Source organism: Bacillus cereus group sp. MS39 (assembly GCF_040448665.1).
GTDB classification, from domain to species: domain Bacteria; phylum Bacillota; class Bacilli; order Bacillales; family Bacillaceae_G; genus Bacillus_A; species Bacillus_A wiedmannii.
In genome coordinates this window covers 2425366-2443597 of the sequence record NZ_CP123058.1, presented here as the reverse complement: position 1 = coordinate 2443597, position 18232 = coordinate 2425366, and the positions used below count along the sequence as shown (strand labels likewise).

Sequence of the window (18232 nt, the reverse complement as noted above, 5' to 3'; positions counted from 1 at the left end):
TATTTTTCCGCATTATGAAAATGAATTCCATTATATGAATAAAAAATGACGACAGTTATCAAAATTATAGTTCTGATGTACTGCCGATTTTTATTGATATTTCATGAGCTGCTTGTTTTACCTTACTAATAAGAAAAGATAGTCGATCATCATTTATGCGATGACTAATTAACCCAACACTTAATGCTCCTACTACTTTATGATTAAATCCGATAATAGGTGCAGCTACTGAAGCTGTCCCTTCTGTTTTTTCACCATAACTTACCGCATATCCTTCAGTTTTTATTTGCTTTATTTGATCTAAAAGAATGTGCTTTTGTTCTGGTAATGAAGAAAGTAAATGTTCTACAATATGTTCCATTTCATTCGTTTTCATATTGGCAAGCATCGTTTTATTTGCGGCACCAATTGAAAGTGGAATTTGTTCCCCTAAGTTATCAATAACTCGAATTTTTAAAGGGCTATCCATTCTTTCAATGATAATAGAATGTGTTCCATTTGGAATGTTCAAATAGACACTTTCTTCTACTTCAGAAGCCAAACGCTTCATTACTTCTCTTGCGACTGATCTGTAGTCTACCTTCTCCAATTGTCGTAATCCTATTTCCATCCACATTGGTCCAATTTTGTACTGTTTCGTCTCTGAAATTTGCGTAACTAGCCCATGCTCGATTAGAGAGTTAAGTAATCTATGTACTGTACTAACTGGGAGATGTGTTCTGTCCGCTATATCAGAAATGGCCCAATACTCTTTTTCATTAGTAGAATTTAATAACTTTATAATACTTATCGCTCGATCAATGGACTGTACCATAACTCACCTCTACTTCACTTGTAATATGTTAGTACGCTCAATTACCTATCAATTTAACAAAAATTCGAAATGAAATCAATCCATTTATTCAATTTTCTAAAAATAAAAATATGCTGCGAACTATAATTTGAAAGCGCGAACAAAAAAATATTGACTTTTCTTTTTAATTATCTGAAAATTATAACAAGATTTCACATCACGGAATACATTCCACAATACGGAAAAACATCAAACTTCATTCTATCAACTATGAAAGTGAGGAAAACAATGACGCAAGTAAGTAATACAAACAATGAATTAAAACGTACGATGAAAAGTAGACACTTATTCATGATTGCACTCGGTGGTGTGATTGGAACGGGGTTATTTAACGGATCTGGTTTTATTATAAGTCAAGCTGGACCTGGTGGATCCGTACTTGCCTTTATGGCCGGTGGATTATTAATGTATTTTGTTATGCTATGTCTTGGTGAGCTCGCTGTAGCTATGCCTGTTTCAGGCTCTTTTCAGGAATATGCAACTAAGTTCATCAATCCTGCAACTGGATTTACAATCGGATGGTTGTATTGGCTAAGCTGGGCGAATACGACCGGTCTTGAATTTACAACTGCCGGCATTACAATGCAGCGCTGGTTTCCTGATATTCCTGTTTGGGTTTGGTGTTTAATATTTGGCGTTACAATCTTCACGATTAACGCATTATCTGCTCGTAGTTATGCAGAAACAGAATTTTGGTTTTCAAGTATAAAAGTATCTGCCATTATAGCTTTTATTATCCTTGGCGGTGCCGCTATGTTCGGTTTTATTGACTTAAAAGGCGACGAACCAGCCCCGTTATTATCAAATTTCGTAAATCATGGCGGTTTATTCCCAAATGGACTTGCAGCTATTCTATTAACAATGGTTACAGTCAATTATTCCTTCCAAGGTACAGAACTTGTCGGAATCGCAGCAGGTGAAAGTGAAGATCCAGCAAAAACTTTACCTCGTTCTATTAGAAATATTATATGGCGCACGATGTTTTTCTTCGTCTTAGCAATCTTTGTTCTTGTTGCTTTAATTCCTTGGAAAGAAGCAGGATTAACAAAGAGCCCATTCGTTGCTGTATTTGATAATATTGGTATTCCATATGCAGCTGATATTATGAATTTTGTTATTCTTACTGCTGTTCTTTCTGTCGCAAACTCTGGACTGTACGCTGCAACTCGCATGCTTTGGTCATTATCAAAAAATGAAATGGCTCCGGCTTTTTTAAAAAAATTATCTTCACGAGGAATACCTTTAAACGCTTTAATTTTGACAATTTCTATTTCTGCTTTTTCTCTGTTAACAAGCGTCGTAGCTGCTGAAACAGTTTACTTATGGTTAATTTCCATTTCTGGCGTCATTACAATCATTGTTTGGATGTCAATTTGTGTCTCTCAATTCTTTTTCCGTAAACATTATTTAGCAGAAGGTGGAAAATTAGAAGACTTAAAATTTAAAACTCCACTTTATCCACTTGTACCAATTCTTGGTTTTGGATTGTATGGCATTATATTAATCAGTCTTATTTTTATCCCAGAACAACGACTAGGAATCTATTGCACTGTACCGTTTATCATTTTTTGTTATACTTACTATCACTTTAAAGTTAAGAAAAGAATTTCTACTAACACTCATAGTGAAAGTGAAATTAGCGAGACTATGTAATACTATACTTATATATAAAAGACCGCACATGGCTTTCATTTCATATGCGGTCTTTTATCATTGGCATTTGTTCTATTCCCTTTTCATTCATTACCTCATACGAGTCAGTATTACTATATACCTTTACTTGGGTTATAAGTTCTTTGAAAAGTGATACCGATTTCCATAATGCGGTAAATACTACAATACTAGTAATTGGATTTTTTCACTTTTAATACGTTATTGATTTTCCTTACTGTTACTGTTTTGATATATTGAATATATATTGCTTAAAAATTTAAAAAAAGACAGGGGTTATCTACAATGATAAAAGGGTTCGGGGGAATATTTTGGAGAACTAACAATCTTGATGTTATAAAAAAATGGTACAGTGAAGTGTTGAAAATTGAAATCGAAGATTGGAATGGGACTGTGATTAAACCCCAATTAGGAAATGAGACTATTTTTTCTTTCTTTACCGAAAATGATAATTATTTTCCAATAGAACAGCAAGTGATGTTAAATTTTGAAGTACATAATTTAAATGAGACTATTCAGCATCTTGAACATATTGGTGTACCTCTTGAAAAGAAAGAAGAAATTAGTGAGTTCGGAAAGTTTATTTGGATTAAAGATCCTGAAGGTCGTCTAATTGAGCTTTGGGAGAAATAGACGGTTATAATCCGTTGCTATTAAGCTAACGGTTGCTTTCATCCAACAAAATAAATAAAAAAGTCGATTTCTTAACTCCACAGGAAATCGACTTTTTCTATCCCATCGCAATAAAATGAAACTACTTCCCTTGATTAGATTGTTTCCAAACAAAAAATACGAAAAATAGTTTTTTCTGGCTGCTTATTTATCCCTTCTAATTCGCTTTAAAATTATATAATGGCTTAATATTGTGCTTTATATCTATCGTTTCTTTTGTATTTGTTATAATTTCATCCATTGGCTTGTATACCATTGGTGCCTCATCAATTGTGCTCTCTACTACCGATGTAGTCCAAACCTCTTTCATCGTATTTTGGAAGTCCTCTAGACTCAATAATTCTTTAGCCTTCTTACGACTCATGATACGTCCTGCCCCGTGCGGACCAGAAAAGTTCCAGTCTGGATTACCTTTACCAAATATTTTATCTTGTATTGTCATCGTTGTCCCAATCGTGCAACCTGCTCCTGCATGTGTATCTGGCATAATACGAATTTGACTATCCTTTACGAATTCTTGGTTACAAAGATCAATAATCTGCCCAGTTGCAGTCTCATCAATGTTATTCGTAAATACTTTTGCTTCATTGTATTTCCCTTGTAATTTCAACATCTTTCATGTCCCCTTCCTTTTGAAAGAATTATTTTATTACGTTGTATGTGTTCTTATAATTACTATCATCCACCTTCTGCTTTCCATTATATATGTACTATATCCTTCACTATAATAAAAAATTATAATGAAGGATTTTGTTTACATAACATAATTACTGTCTCTTTATATTTATACCTACACATAAGCATTCCCCCCTCCTCAATATCGGTCATATAATAATTAAACAAAAACTCCCCTTAAATCGAAAATGATTAAGGAGAGTTTTTTATATACGATGAAATTATAGTTCAGATTTCACTCGAACAGAGACATTGTTTTTAATTATTTTTTTGAATTCTTTAAAGGTAACAAAATTGTTACTTTTCTCATCCCAAAGACGAAAACGGAGTGATCGTAAGCTTGTAGCAAGTGTAATCGTTGGTACATTTTTTAACGGAAGCGTATTATTGTGTGCCTCTTCTAGTTTATAGTTAGGTACTCTTGGACTTAAATGGTGAACATGATGGAATCCAATATTACCAGTTAGAAATTGCAAGATTTTTGGAAGTTTATAAAATGAACTTCCTTCCACTGCCGCTTTCACATATTCCCAATCTTTATCCTCTTCAAAATAAGAATCTTCGAATGTGTGCTGTACGTAAAACAGCCAAATTCCTACTGAACCTGCTATTAAGAATATAGTGCCATGCACTAACAGAAACGATTGCCACCCAATTGCCCAGCAAAGTATAGCTATTAAAGCAACGATTATAATATTCGTCAAATACGTATTCATACGTTCTTTCTGTCTAGCACCTTTTCGGTTAAATCTATTTTTAAGTAAGAAAACATAAATCGGACCTAATCCAAACATAACGAATGGATTGCGATATAAGCGATATGCTAAACGCAGTCTAAATGGAGCAGCTACATATTCATCCACTGTAAGCGTCCAAATATCTCCTGTACCTCTCTTATCCAAATTACCACTTGTAGCGTGATGAATAGAATGCTCATGTCCCCATTGATCAAACGGGAATAAAGTTAACACACCCATACATGTCCCTACGATTCTATTTGCAGGTCGACTTTTAAAGAATGAATAATGGGTACAATCATGAAAAATAATGAAAATCCGTGTCATAAAACCAGCGGCTAACAGAGATGGAACTAACGATAACCAATAAGAAACGGACAAACTTTTATAAGCAAGGTACCATAAAATAATGAACGGCACAATTGTGTTAATAAGTTGCCACACACTTTTTTTAATCGTTGATTTTTCATACGGAGCAACTTGTTTTTTTAAATTTTTAGTATTTTCTAATGTCATTGGTCTAATTCCTTTCCTTTATGTTGCTAATTCACATTATAGCATACTATTAGTATCAGGTGTTAAAAGTAGCTGTAATAAATATTATATAATATAAAAATCTCTTTTTTCTTACTCATTACTTACAAATTACTTACGGTCAAAAAAACGTATATAATCGGACTGATGGAGCATTTCAATTATAAAAGAAACATCTATTTTTTCCAATAAATATATATAAAAGCAGAGGACTTTTTCACTTCTGCACATCTTTTCATTTTTTTAAATGGTAATTTTTTTCGATTTGTATTTATGTAACAGTTTTTTCTCACAAGAAGAAAAGAGCTGCCATAAGTCAGGTTTCACCGACTTATGGCAGCTCCTTTTCATTTTATTTTAGCGATGGATCCAAACTGCACCTGCAGACTTGTCTTCAGCTTGACCTACTACTTCAAACTTCAATCCAAGTTTCGGCAACTTACGTCCGGCATCTGGAATAACACTGTTGATGTATTGCTTAGAATCATCAAATTTCGCAACGCCTGGCAATCCTTTATAATCAAAGATACCGCGGGTTGGCGAATTTACTTTCCATGCTGGCGTTTGATCAAATGAGAATGCCGCATCGGCAATTTGATAACGCGTACTGCTCTTCACAGTTGGTTGTCCATTTAATGTTCCTACGATTGCCTCTGGATGAGAATCTACTACCCCAAGGAATCCTTCGCCTGGATGAACGCCTACCCAGTTATCTGTAAAGCTTTGATCCGCATACCATACAATCATTCCTGTATTAAATACTGGACCACGTGCATGTTGTAGCGCCGTGTCAGACCCAGCGTAATTTCGCCACTCGATATAGTAGTTATGTTTTTTCTGTTCAAATCCGTTAGACACAGTAAATCCTTTTAGCGTCATTGCTGGCTGTCCTTCTGCATCATCCGAGAAAACAACTTTTCCATCTACAGTTAATGCTGCATTGTCTAACGCAAATCCTTTATAAGCTACTGCAATATCTGTTACATACTCAAATTGCAGTTTTACTTTCTTTCCTTTAAATTGGCTTAAATCGTATGATTTATCAGCCCACTTACCATCTGTTGTATCTACGCCGCCTTTTACATCTTTTTCGCCTATTCTATCAATACGTGTCTTCGTTCCATCTTCTGCAATCGCATTTACGTCAAGGAAATCATACTTCGCTTCCAATTCATAAAATGCCTTATAATCAAACTTAGCATCCGTTGCAGTCGTTAAGTCAAATACTGGTGTCTCAAGTGTTGTATGAATGTCATTTCCTTTTGTGCTGTAATAAAACTTCTTACCAAATGCTGATTCGATATTTTTTATATCTTTGTCTGGCAAGTTAACACGAACGATTCCTGGTCGTTTTGATTTTGTAACACTTTGATCTAAAAATGTTGCAGTACCGATTCCTGTGCGCAGTTTATCATAATCTACCTCAACGATATTCGCCCAGTTACCCTTCATATTCTTTTGGAAAAACTCTTTATTTTGTGGCGAGAAACTTGTTGGCTCTGTTCCCGCAATTTTTCCAGCCCAGCTACCGCCGCTCATAAGGGACCATGATTCAACAGGTTCACCTTGCCCTGAATACTTTGTATCATATTCATCTGGTAAGCCTAAATCATGACCGTACTCATGTGCAAACACACCAACTGCTCCGTCTTCAGGCTCAATTGTATAATCATATGCAGCCATCTTTCCGCCCCAATTTGAAACTGAAGATTTTGTACCATCAATTGCATATGGCTTTGAGCCTAGTTTTGAACGATGAGACCAAATCGCATCATCTTTCAATTTACCGCCGCCAGCTTCTTGACCTACGCCCGCATGTACAACCATTAAATGATCAATAATTCCATCTGGCTCGTTTTTATTTCCATCACCATCTTGATCGTATTGATCAAATTGATCATAATCAGCTAAATTAATGCCTTTTGCTACCGCTGCTTTTAATGCTTCTTTCACAAAATCTTTTGGTCCTAAAGGCCCCTTGTTATCATGACCAGTACCCGCATCCGCACCATAATCTGACGCTTTTCCTGGAACAGTAAGCCATTCTGTTACAGTTCCATCAACTGTGTAGCTTCCGCCAGATTGTTCTTCATAATATTGTTTAAATGTATTAATCTTCGATCCATCAAATAACGTAAATGGCTCATCACCAAATAACATTTTTTGATAATGTTCACGATTAAAGTCCTTAGAATACATATAACCCGGTTCTTGATCAATATTATTATGCTTAAAATCGCTAAATTCTACGAGTAAAACAAGCACTTTATCTTTTCGAACAGCTCCATTGTACTCAGCTTGCTTCGCTGGTGTAGTAGGTACTTTTCCATTTAATTTTCTAGAATTCAATCCTGCATCTTGTCCAGCAACTGGTCCTACTTCTGGTTGCTGCGCCTGTTCATTCTCCTTCATTTTTGCATCTTTTACTTTTTTCATAAAATCTGAAGCTTCTTGCGTAAGGTTATCTCCTGTCAAGATTTCTTTTCCAGGGTTTTCCCCTTTCTTTTTCTCAACATATTTTTCGACAGCCTTTGATGTCTCGGCTTGTGATGCAGATTGATCAATTACTCCCCGTTGTTTCAGCGCTTCTGCCAAACGTTCCTCTGGTATTAAGTGCTCATCTATTGGTAGAGATGATGTTGGTGTCTCAGCATACGCTGCATGACCTCCAAAAGCAAACGTACCACTTAGTACTGCTGCTGTTGTTAATACCGCTAATGGTTTTAATTTCTTTTTCAATGTATTTCCTCCCCAGTGTCTGCAAATTATCGTTTTTTGCCGATAACAACATAATATTCGTTATAATACGAATATTCAATCTTTTTCAACAAAGAGAATGTTGAGAAATATTTTTTTAGGAAGGGCGAAAAATATATGATAGCAATAGGTCTAATATTGCAAAATCCTCATTCACAATAACTTATAAACGTAGAGAATATTTTTGTAGAAACAGCGATTCTCTTTACTCTTGTTTTCGAATGAAATTTCATCTACACAAAAAATGCCAATTCCTAAGTACTTGCTAAGGAATTGGCATTTTTTAACGAGAATGCTTTATGAATAAGCGGATTGCTTCTTCTGGTATATAGAACTTGCCATTGCTTTCTACAACGACACTACCTAATTCATATTCTTTATTCTTAATACGAATTATATTTTTATTTACAAACAATTGAGCTTTTACATTATTACGTTTTACTATGAGCACCGGGTTTTCTGCATCAGTATTATCTATTGTTACTGTTGCACCTTTTCGTTTAAAGGCTAATTCACTCTCTACAAATAATTTGTTTGTTACTTCTTCTAAGTTAAAGCCCATTGCTTTCGCCATCGTCTTCGCAATGTCTATGTTTTGGATCAAACCGTTTGGCTTTTGAGGACCGTAAGAATATAAAAACACATCCTCACCTGTATGGCCTCCTGTTGTGAAGCCTATGTTCGCATGATTGGCCAACAATGTAGTAAGTATTGGACCTACATCCGATTTCTTTTTTGCTGCTTTTACTCTTTCTTTTTCCTCATAAGTTAAATTGTCCAAACCGTATAATTTAGCTACATCTTCTACATTTGATAAATCAGATTTCAGTTTATTTGTAGCACCTTCAAGTGTCATTTTCGATTTTTTTAATGGATCAATGTATGCAGAGACCGGCGTAATATTATAGCCTTTTGTCGTATTCGTATTCCCAATAGAAATACCGCTGTTACCATGATCAGTTACAGCTATTAACATCGTATTACTATCTTTTTTTGCAAATTCCAATGCTTCTGCAACTGCGTTATCAAATGCTAATACATCACTAATCATCCCTATTGGGTCGTTCACATGAGCTGCCCAGTCTGGCTTACTTCCCTCTACAAATAAAAAGAAACCATCTTTATCTTTTGATAGTGTTTGAATTGCTTTTTCCGTCATTTGAGAAAGTGTTGGTTGCTCCGGATTTGTTGCTTCACGATCCATATCAAACGCAAGAGCATTATGTGAGAAAGAGCCCCAAATTTTCTTAGATTTAGAGTTCAATAATGCATCTTTCGTTTCAACAAAGTCGTATCCTTTGTCTTGAATCACCTTTACTAAATCTTCACCATCTTTTCTTTTTATAGGTAGCAGTGCCTCTTTTCCCCCACCTAATACGACATCTATATTTTGATACACTTGCTGCTCCGCAATTACGTCAAAACGCTTACGGTTAATATGGTGAGCAGAAAATCCAGCGGGAGTAGCATGCTGAATTTCAGCTGTAGCAACTATTCCAGTTGCGCGACCAGTGCGTTTGGCACCTTCTAAAACATTGGCAACTGGACGTAACTTGTCCTCTTCTTTTATTGATTTTAATCCAGGTGAACTTACAATAGAAGGTAATATACCTACATATCCTGAATTCGATTTATTCCCCGTCGCTAAAGCTGTAGCTGCTGGAGCTGAGTCTGTTATAGCTGATTCCGCCGAATAGGTACGAACTCCTCCTGTTACAATTTCATCTAGTGCAAGTGGTTTCCCTTTATACAAGCGAGCTAATGTCGTTGCTGAAGAACTCGTTCCGTCCATAACCATTATGATTACATTTTTCGGTTGCCGTTCTACTTGTTTCACCTTAGCTTCCACCGTATGATAATTCATCATGCTTTCCGTACATAACATACTTAGTGTGATTGTTCCTACTAACAGTAACTTCTTCATCAATAAACCCAAATTCGACATTGTTGTTCCTCCGTATGTTTCACATTCATTTATATACAAAAAGATTTCCACAACCTATATATGTTTTATTAGTCCCCAATTTTCATGAAGCTAACAATCATTACCTTTACTTTCTTTTATTAGTAAAGCAACGAACGGTACATATCATAGCTTTTTATGTTCAAATAACTAGAGACCACACCTTTTTTATAAAAACGTCTTATCATTCTCTTCACTAAAATTTGTTTCTCAATAAAAATCCGATTGAAATAAATAAGAATTTATTGTTAAACGATAAAATTTATGTTAAATTAATATGATAATTTAAAAATGAGGTGCTTTATATGAAACAAGGATCAACACTCTTTTTAAAGACAGCAATTATCCTTATCGGTATTCCTGTTTTTGCTTTGTGTATATTTTTAATTCCTAATATCGGGAATTACGCAGCGGACTTATACCCGGATATTGCATATATAAAATATCTTGTTTTAATCAATCTATATGCAACGGTGATACCTTTTTATTTTGCTCTATATCAATCCTTTAAACTTGTAAGCTACATTGATAAGGGGAACGCCTTCTCGAAATTATCTGTTAGAGCTTTAAAAAAGATAAAACAATGTGCTATTACAATTAGTGTATTATATGTAGTAGGTATGCCGCTTTTCTATCTTGTAGCAGAGAGAGATGATGCACCAGGTATTATAATAATTGGCATGATCCTTATCTTTGCTTCAATAGTTATCGCAGTCTTTGCTGCCGTTCTCCAAAGACTTTTAAAAGATGCGATAGATATAAAATCAGAAAATGATTTAACGGTCTGAGGTGAATAACATGGCAATAATAATTAATATTGATGTAATGTTAGCGAAAAGAAAAATGAGTGTAACTGAACTTTCAGAGAAGGTTGGAATTACAATGGCTAACCTTTCTATATTAAAAAATGGAAAAGCAAAAGCAATTAGAATTACAACTTTAGATGCTATTTGTAAAGCGTTAGAATGCCAACCAGGGGATATTTTAGAATATCAACCGGAAGATACCGAATAAAAAGAGTCCTTCATACGAGAAGGACTCTTTTTATTACATATTACGGCGCAAAACTAATTTGACCAGTAAACAATAAAATAATTGCGATGATCCAAAATATAAAAAATGATGAGGACAGTATTAATGAAAGAATAGCAATCCCCTTCTTCTCTGCTTTTTTCGTCATCGTAATGATAGAAAGTATAATTCCTGCAACTGTGAGTGCGACTGTAATATAATCTCCCACTATATTACCTGCATTCGCTATCCTTGTTGGCGTTATAAAAACGAATAGAAAACATAAAATGCCGATGAGTAAAGATATGTAGCTTATTATGCTGTACTTCTTTTTAGGAACTATTTCAGTTTTCATACTCACACCCCTTCTCTATAGCTATGAGTTCATATTAGCACAAATATCCATAATTTAGTTAACACAAAAAAAACAGATACAGCGAGAACTTCCACTGTATCTGTTTTTAGTTAATATATAAACCTGCTATTTCTTCTTTATTATTATAAGTTATAATGAATGTCCGTTGTTCTTTACTATATTTCGCTACAAGAATAACAGTATATGAACCATCTTTTTCTTCAATCGATTTTTTCTCAATTTTTTCGAACGTACCGGCTTTCTCAATTACAGGTGTAAGATCTTTCATTTTTTCTTCTGGCAATCCAGCTTTCATTTTACTATCAAATTTTTCGTGTACGTCTTTATACTTCGCCTCATTTAGTAATGATACAATTTCTTCCGCCTTTGGAATAAACTTTTTTGACGTACTTTCATCTACTTTATTACCGGTACATGCTGCAAGCGCGAACGCCGCGATAGCACTTATAATAATAAGTAACATTCTTCTCATTTTCATACACCCTTTCTTTTTAAAGTGAAACTATAACTAAAAACGAGTAAAGCACAAATTGCTATTGAAACTTCTGACATTATGATCCCGCTTTCCCCTGGTACATATAGCGATATAATGCCAGCTAATGCATTTGCAGTTCCATGGATGAGAATTGCATAGACAACATAACGAAATTTCTTTTGGACGACAGCTTGTAATATAATGAAGGACAGTCCAATATGCAATACCATCGCGAAGATGCGCTCCATACCGCCGAAATAATAACTATCACCATTTTGAATGACTGTTTGTGACAATAATAGGGATATTACCGGGATACCAACTATCAACACCGCTTCAATACCACCATGCCCTGCTCCAAATAAAAAACCAGACTGCCAATCTCGTTGCTTCATAAAATAACGCATTGCGATAAAACGAGCTATCTCTTCAAAAATTCCAGCTGATAAACTAAGCAAAAGTACAAATAATACAGGCTGCATTATTGAAAACATTTGAAAATCTGTGCTAGTTCCATTTACATAATTCAGTATTGGTATGCGGATCAATATTTGCGATACAACAAAAGCCAATACACCTAACATATATGGAATATAGCGTTTCTTCCAAACAGCATATAAAAGTGCTACAAGCGGTAAACCAAAACAAATCATTGTTGTAAAAATAAGTCCATTCATCTCGCTTCACCTCTTACTTGAAGTATATAAAAACGAGTGAAGAAAGTATGTAGTTCTTTCCTATTCGGTTTCATTTTCATCATAGATGGTCATTTTATCTCTTTTAATATGAATGTTTGCGTGAAATAAGGACGTACATAAGTTGTTTCTAACGTCGCATTATTTGTTTTATTCATAATACGTTTTAATGAGAATAACCCGTATCCTCTAGCCCCCTCTTTACTTGAATTGTTTTTCTCATAAATTTTTCGCAGATCAATCTCTTCACTCTTTGAACTATTACGCACGATAAAATATTGTCGTGAATCCATTTCAAAGAAGGCGATTTGCAATATCTTTTCCTCACTATGTACTGCTTCTTCAATTGCATTGTCTACTAAAACTGAAATGATGCGAACAAATGAAATAATCGTCATCGAAACACTTTCAATGTTCTCTGGTATATCGAGCATTACTTTTATTTGATGCTGATGAGCAGTGCCAACTTTCGCTCTTAATACACTTCTCACTTCAGGAATATGTACGCGAGATAATTTCGCAATATCAAGTTCATGATCATTTATTGTTTTTAACGTAGGAGCTACAACGTCATAATACACTTGCTCAATTTCTTTCACATTTTTTGTACGTATGCCCTCTTCTAACGATAGTAATACATTCATATAATCATGACGGAAACTAGCAAGCTCGTCATGCATATCCTCTAATTTCTCCACATAATCTAATAACTCTTTATCTAAGCGTTTTTCATGCTCTTCTTGTAACTTTGCTTTCGATAAATGTGAACTTATAAGTACTATAATGACTAATAATAAAAATACAATAATCGCTGAAATATAACTTAATTCACTGTATTGTCGATTTAATTGTGCTAAAAACGTAGTAGATGGCTGAGTTAAGATTAATTCAATAATAAATCCGGCAATTAATAATATATAAGTTACATAGTATAGCCGACTACCTACTATATATTGAGCAATTTTTCGGATTCTTTTCCGAGCTACAAAAATACCGATAAAAGTAAGGGTTGATACGATAAGATGAATCATGCTACCCGTCCATAAATATAAATTGAATGGCGTTAACATAAAGGTTTTCATTCCTAAATCGAAAAGCAACATTTTCACTAACGTTATAATTACCATACTCACTAGTGCAAAATATACATTATGCTTAAATTTCAATTCATTATGCATTAATCCTAAACTTATTAAAAATAACACAATCGTACTATTCAACTCTGGGTATCTCGTTACTGTTACGACAATAGCAAGTAAAATAATGAATACTGCACTTAAAGCTATTAACATTCTAACTGACAATCTGTTGTACCGGATTAATTGAATGTATAAAAACGTATGGCTTATACTAGTAAGCAGTATTGCAAATAAATCATAAATATACATTACATCTCACCCTTTAATATGTTACGTACTTTACTCACTAAGCGCCGTGATACTGGAATACGTTTCCCGCTTTTTAAAACTATCATTTTTTGCTTCGCATCGTAAGAAGACAGTTGCTTCGTATTCACGATATATGATTGATGACAACGAAATAAACGTTCATCTACTAATTCAATTTCTTTTAAAGTCCCATAAAAATAAACAATTCGATCTAACGTCACTAATGCTAAACGGTGCGGTTCATCGGTCATAACATATTCAACTTCATGAAACGGAACCCGCACAGTTGCATTACTATTTTCAACGATAAAGTCATCGGACGGAATAATATTCTTATTACGCGCTTCATATTGGAGTAAACATTGTTCAAAAACGTTACGCCTCTCCTCGTATGGCAACCCTTTATCAATAAAAGTTAAAGCTGATACCATGTATTGATACGAAATAGGTGCATATTCAGAATGCGTCGTTACAAACACAATAATCCCTTGCGTGTCATACTTCCGTATCTCTTGTGCCACTTGTAACCCTTTACGCTCTTCTCTTTTTATCTCTATATCTAAAAAATAGATTGGGACATACCTCGCCTTAGGAATATTAGTAATAATGTTCTCACTTTTACTAGTTACCTCTATAAAATCAAAAGGCAACATATACTCCTCACAAACCTCTTCAACTAACCGCTTCATTTGCCGTGCTTGTATGACATCATCTTCTAAAATAAAAATACTCATGGGATCACTCGCTTTATTGAAATCTTTTTATCTATAGATTTATCTATAACTATATAATTCAAATTGTTATACTAATCTCCTTCTATGTACTAGATAGTATTAATTTTTATAAAGCATAGAAAATAACCTCTACTTTCAAGAAAAAAGTAAAGGTTTTATTTGAATTATTTATAAAATAACCTCTCTATCAATCACTACCTTAAAAAATTCCGAGTAATGCGATAAAGAATAATTCGCTACATCACAATTCCCTTGAAACATACATGTTGAAATACCTAATTCTTTTGCAGGTAATAAATCTAATTCTCTATCACCAATAGCTAAATCAATACTGTGCTTTTTATGCAAATAATCATAAGATAAAGCGTTCGGTTTTCGGGGGAAACCATCGTCAATTGTAACCATGTCTACGAAGTATTTGTTCCAGCCGTAATATTTTAAAATTTCCATAACCCCTGCCCTATGTTTATGGGTCATAATCACATTTTTATCTGCAAATTTCAAAACCTCTTCGACACCTGCAAAAGGTTTCATATCTTTTGGAGTGAATTTCTCCTTCAAAATTTTAATCTTTTCTTCCTGTTCGCATGAAATATTATAATACTGAATTGCATGAGAGTATGATATTTTTAAGTTTTTGTATATTTCTTGTTTATCCACACTATCACCTAAAATTTCAGATAGCATCATTGTATATGCAGGATACGTATCAAATAACGTCCCATCAAAATCCCATAAAATATTCATTCTGTTCTCCTTCTATTTTCCAATCATTGTATGACTAAATCTGCCCGATCCTTCGGCAATTCCGTTTCTAAGTAATAATCCTCTGCCTTCCAATACCTATTCTCAAACTTTGAAAGGTTTTTCTGCGTTTCCACACTCTCGCGTAGAAACCTTGTCTCTCTTGCACAATCCAAATACACCATATAATGAAAGAAATCTCTCCATTCTTTTCGCTGAAGAAATATTCCTTCAATTACAATTACACCTACAATAGGAATCTGTACTTTTTTCATTTCACATATATCTGTTTCTTCATGATAGAAAGGTAATTTCAATTTCGTTTCATGTTGTAGCTTTTGAAAAAATTCCTGCCGGAGCCATTCAATGTCCCATTGTAAATGGTAATACTCATGCCATTCTTCATGGTTTGTATGATAGCGTCTATTACGCTCCACTATATGATCATCAATATGAAAAATATGAAACGGAATACTTTCTTGTTTCATATTTTCCTTTAAGTTTGTTGCGAATGTCGTTTTTCCGGAACGACTTAAACCATCTATACCTAAAATGAATCTGTTTTCTTTATGTTTTTTCATAACATTTATAATTTCAGCCGTGTGCATTATTTCTTCCACTCTTCTTTTAATAACGAGTATAAAATGGTATCATGAGCGACTCCATTTTGAATCATATGTTTTCGAAGTAATCCTTCTTCTTGAAAACCTGCTTTTTTTAACAACTTTTGAGAAGCTTTATTTTCTACATATACAACAGCAGCAATTCTAATTAGTTGCAATGTTTCAAACCCGTAAACTAAAATCGCCTGTAACGCTTCAGATGCATATCCTTGTCCCCAATATGTATCGTCTAATTCATAACCAATTTCAGCACGTTTATGATGATTGTTAATTAAATGAAATCCGCACGTTCCAATTAATTGCCCTGTCCCTTTTTTCTCTATTCCCCAGCGAAATACACTTCCCTCTTCATAACGATTTTTAAACGTTTGAATCGTTGTTTTCGCTTGCTCAATATTTTCGAAAGAATCCATTCCGAAATAACGTATAACAGATTCTTTTGAAAAATAATGAAACATCATTTCTGCATCTAACAATGTAAGTTCTCTTAATTGTAAACGTTCTGTTTCTAGTTTCGGAAACCCCATCTCTTTTTCTCCTTCTATTCTAATGAACTGCAAATTTCAATATAATTCCCATCTGGATCAGCAATGTAGGCAATTGTTTGTCCCCACGGTTTCACAATTGGCTCCACTAAAACTTTAATACCTTGCTCTCTAAATTGTTCGATTGTTTCTTGTACATGATCAACAACGAATCCCAATTCAAAATGAGAAGATTGTAACTCGCCTTCTGTAAGTGGTAGTCCTGTTAATTCTTTCACATCTTGCCTCGTGTTCATCGCTAAAATTGTAGAACCAGTATTAAACTCAATATATGTACCATGCTCTGCTTTTATAGGTAACTGTAAAATATCTTTATAAAATCTTAAACATTCTTCAAACTTTTCTACATATAAAATGATGTACTTCATTTTTAAATTCATTTTACATCCTCCTTTATATCCATCCCTAAAATTTCGACAAATGTCTCATAAAAACCTTGTTTCGTATAGCAACGAGCAAAAAAAAATGAGGCCGATTTCTCGGCCCCCCAGCTTATTGGCATAAAACAGGAGATTTGGTTTGGACATAACCAGTTCGTACTTTTATTATATTTTATTTTTTCTGAATTTTAAATACTTTAAACACCCATTTATATTGAGAAAGTTTTTTTGCTTGCATAAAATTAATGAGTTTAAGAAATGCTACAAATGGAGGTGTATACATATGGAACCAATGCTATGTCCAAGCTGTAAAACGAACCGTACTCGCTTTAATATTCTTGAGCAACAAGTAAAACCAGTCAAGTTAAATCCACAAACTGGTCAAGTAGAAGAAGAATACACAAACGAAACGATGAATGCTTTTCATATGTCCTATCAAGGACCAACATACAGAGTCCAATGCGCTGTATGCGGACTTGTTGAAAACCCGGAGCAATTTATTAAACCTGCGCAAAATCAATCTTTTTCTTAAATAATTTTATTACCCCCTACCAATTTTTTGTAGGGGGTTTATCGATTTAATATGTTAATCAAAAAATGTTTTTCTTCCTTATTATAAGTTACACCCAAACCTCTTTAGTCATCTTTTATTTTTTTGATCTTCGATATGAATCATTTTTTCTTCATTTATTATTTTTGGGTTGGGTTCTTCGTAACTGTTAATTTTGTGCCTTTATATAGATTTTTATTATATAAAAAAGAGTGAACAAAAATACGATTATATAGAAACAAAAGAAGTTGATTCCGATATTCTTCTCTCTTTACAAAATCAACTTCTTTTTAACTCTACTTTTTATTATAATATTTCACTTTTTAATTTCTTAATTTTCCAAGAGAGTCTTATAAAGAAGTATATCCACATACAACCTGTAAGACCTGTCATAACTTTCGCCCAAATTGGCACTCTTGATTCCATCGGGCTTAAAAATAAGTTATACATTGATGGTAATATACTTGCTGATATAATAACAAGGAATAGCAATAACTCATTTAGCTTTTGTACCCTCGTCTCCTTTTCTGAGTATATATCAGGTAATTCATTTACCTCTTCTACCTCTTTACAAAAATAATTCCATCTTGTGAAACTTGTTACACGTTCCCAACCTGACATTTCATATATTTCGAAATACTCTTGTTGTTGTTCTTTCGAATCTCTATAAACTAATCTAAAATCAGCTTTGTATATTACATCTTTTGGCTCAGTTTTCTTAAACGTATACATTAAATTATATTTTTGTAATGCCCAACCTTGCTGATGCATCTTTCGTAAAAAAGCTTCTTCTTTTTCTAAATTCCATGCCGTAAAAAACTTAAATACCCTTTTAGTCTCCATCTTCCA

Annotated in this window: 20 protein-coding genes; 5 read left to right on the top strand and 15 right to left on the bottom strand. The window is 33.9% G+C overall.

From position 1 onward, the window contains the following. Positions 1-64 precede the first annotated feature (64 nt). On the bottom strand, positions 65-814 hold the full coding sequence (locus tag QEP67_RS12910) for an IclR family transcriptional regulator (RefSeq protein ID WP_000250770.1): 750 nt from the start codon (positions 812-814) through the stop codon (positions 65-67). Between the two features lie 267 nt (positions 815-1081). On the opposite strand from QEP67_RS12910, the gene QEP67_RS12905 reads away from it, so the two are divergent. Both QEP67_RS12905 and QEP67_RS12900 read left to right on the top strand, forming a co-directional pair. Continuing rightward, positions 1082-2506, top strand: coding sequence for an amino acid permease (locus QEP67_RS12905; protein WP_000195554.1), 1425 nt, complete (start codon positions 1082-1084; stop codon positions 2504-2506). Positions 2507-2809: 303 nt separating this feature from the next. Beyond that, on the top strand, positions 2810-3157 hold the full coding sequence (locus QEP67_RS12900) for a hypothetical protein (protein ID WP_000589594.1): 348 nt from the start codon (positions 2810-2812) through the stop codon (positions 3155-3157). A gap of 196 nt (positions 3158-3353) precedes the next feature. Here the strand turns inward: QEP67_RS12900 and QEP67_RS12895 are convergent, their stop codons facing one another. The 4 genes from QEP67_RS12895 to QEP67_RS12880 form a co-directional block, all read right to left on the bottom strand. Further along, positions 3354-3809, bottom strand: a complete 456-nt coding sequence (locus QEP67_RS12895) for an RtcB family protein (protein ID WP_000916215.1) — start codon at positions 3807-3809, stop codon at positions 3354-3356. 283 nt (positions 3810-4092) lie between these two features. Beyond that, the gene (locus tag QEP67_RS12890) at positions 4093-5124 is read right to left on the bottom strand and encodes a fatty acid desaturase (RefSeq protein WP_000171508.1); all 1032 of its coding nucleotides are present in this window, start codon (positions 5122-5124) and stop codon (positions 4093-4095) included. A 375-nt stretch (positions 5125-5499) separates the two neighbouring features. Continuing rightward, on the bottom strand, positions 5500-7881 hold the full coding sequence (locus QEP67_RS12885) for an immune inhibitor A domain-containing protein (RefSeq protein WP_098056992.1): 2382 nt from the start codon (positions 7879-7881) through the stop codon (positions 5500-5502). Between the two features lie 301 nt (positions 7882-8182). After that, entirely contained in the window at positions 8183-9844 is a 1662-nt protein-coding gene (locus QEP67_RS12880) for an alkaline phosphatase (RefSeq protein ID WP_353706607.1), read from the bottom strand. A gap of 323 nt (positions 9845-10167) precedes the next feature. Between QEP67_RS12880 and QEP67_RS12875 the strand changes: the two genes are divergently transcribed. Together QEP67_RS12875 and QEP67_RS12870 are read left to right on the top strand one after the other, a co-directional pair. Beyond that, on the top strand, positions 10168-10650 hold the full coding sequence (locus QEP67_RS12875) for a DUF2975 domain-containing protein (RefSeq protein ID WP_000809087.1): 483 nt from the start codon (positions 10168-10170) through the stop codon (positions 10648-10650). 10 nt (positions 10651-10660) lie between these two features. Then, positions 10661-10876: a helix-turn-helix transcriptional regulator gene (locus QEP67_RS12870; protein ID WP_000974615.1), complete on the top strand. Its 216-nt coding sequence runs from the start codon at positions 10661-10663 to the stop codon at positions 10874-10876. 40 nt (positions 10877-10916) lie between these two features. Here QEP67_RS12870 and QEP67_RS12865 read toward each other — a convergent pair whose 3' ends face one another. The 9 genes from QEP67_RS12865 to QEP67_RS12825 all read right to left on the bottom strand — a co-directional run bounded on the left by QEP67_RS12865 (position 10917) and on the right by QEP67_RS12825 (position 16833). After that, positions 10917-11228, bottom strand: coding sequence for a hypothetical protein (locus QEP67_RS12865; RefSeq protein WP_000845551.1), 312 nt, complete (start codon positions 11226-11228; stop codon positions 10917-10919). Between the two features lie 106 nt (positions 11229-11334). Then, positions 11335-11721, bottom strand: a complete 387-nt coding sequence (locus tag QEP67_RS12860) for a DUF3887 domain-containing protein (protein WP_001253791.1) — start codon at positions 11719-11721, stop codon at positions 11335-11337. Positions 11722-11723: 2 nt separating this feature from the next. After that, the gene (locus tag QEP67_RS12855) at positions 11724-12401 is read right to left on the bottom strand and encodes a YhfC family glutamic-type intramembrane protease (protein WP_353706606.1); all 678 of its coding nucleotides are present in this window, start codon (positions 12399-12401) and stop codon (positions 11724-11726) included. Positions 12402-12490: 89 nt separating this feature from the next. Continuing rightward, positions 12491-13807 carry a GHKL domain-containing protein gene (locus tag QEP67_RS12850; RefSeq protein WP_064449479.1) on the bottom strand — a complete coding sequence of 439 codons (1317 nt, stop codon included), beginning with the start codon at positions 13805-13807 and terminating at the stop codon, positions 12491-12493. Continuing rightward, the gene (locus QEP67_RS12845) at positions 13807-14541 is read right to left on the bottom strand and encodes a response regulator transcription factor (protein WP_353706605.1); all 735 of its coding nucleotides are present in this window, start codon (positions 14539-14541) and stop codon (positions 13807-13809) included. The genes QEP67_RS12850 and QEP67_RS12845 overlap by 1 nt, the downstream gene beginning before the upstream one ends. A gap of 168 nt (positions 14542-14709) precedes the next feature. Continuing rightward, positions 14710-15288 carry an HAD-IA family hydrolase gene (locus QEP67_RS12840; RefSeq protein WP_001024232.1) on the bottom strand — a complete coding sequence of 193 codons (579 nt, stop codon included), beginning with the start codon at positions 15286-15288 and terminating at the stop codon, positions 14710-14712. 23 nt (positions 15289-15311) lie between these two features. Beyond that, complete coding sequence (locus tag QEP67_RS12835) at positions 15312-15893, bottom strand: kinase (protein ID WP_353706604.1); 582 nt, start codon at positions 15891-15893, stop codon at positions 15312-15314. Next, positions 15893-16435, bottom strand: a complete 543-nt coding sequence (locus QEP67_RS12830; protein WP_000506655.1) for a GNAT family protein — start codon at positions 16433-16435, stop codon at positions 15893-15895. Before QEP67_RS12830 ends, QEP67_RS12835 begins: the two co-directional genes overlap by 1 nt. A 14-nt stretch (positions 16436-16449) precedes the next feature. Next, positions 16450-16833, bottom strand: a complete 384-nt coding sequence (locus tag QEP67_RS12825) for a VOC family protein (RefSeq protein ID WP_048560663.1) — start codon at positions 16831-16833, stop codon at positions 16450-16452. 283 nt (positions 16834-17116) lie between these two features. Here QEP67_RS12825 and QEP67_RS12820 point away from each other — a divergent pair, with 283 nt between their 5' ends. After that, positions 17117-17365 carry a hypothetical protein gene (locus QEP67_RS12820; RefSeq protein WP_048547666.1) on the top strand — a complete coding sequence of 83 codons (249 nt, stop codon included), beginning with the start codon at positions 17117-17119 and terminating at the stop codon, positions 17363-17365. Between the two features lie 324 nt (positions 17366-17689). Here QEP67_RS12820 and QEP67_RS12815 read toward each other — a convergent pair whose 3' ends face one another. Further along, complete coding sequence (locus QEP67_RS12815; RefSeq protein WP_064057067.1) at positions 17690-18226, bottom strand: DUF2812 domain-containing protein; 537 nt, start codon at positions 18224-18226, stop codon at positions 17690-17692. Positions 18227-18232 lie beyond the last annotated feature (6 nt).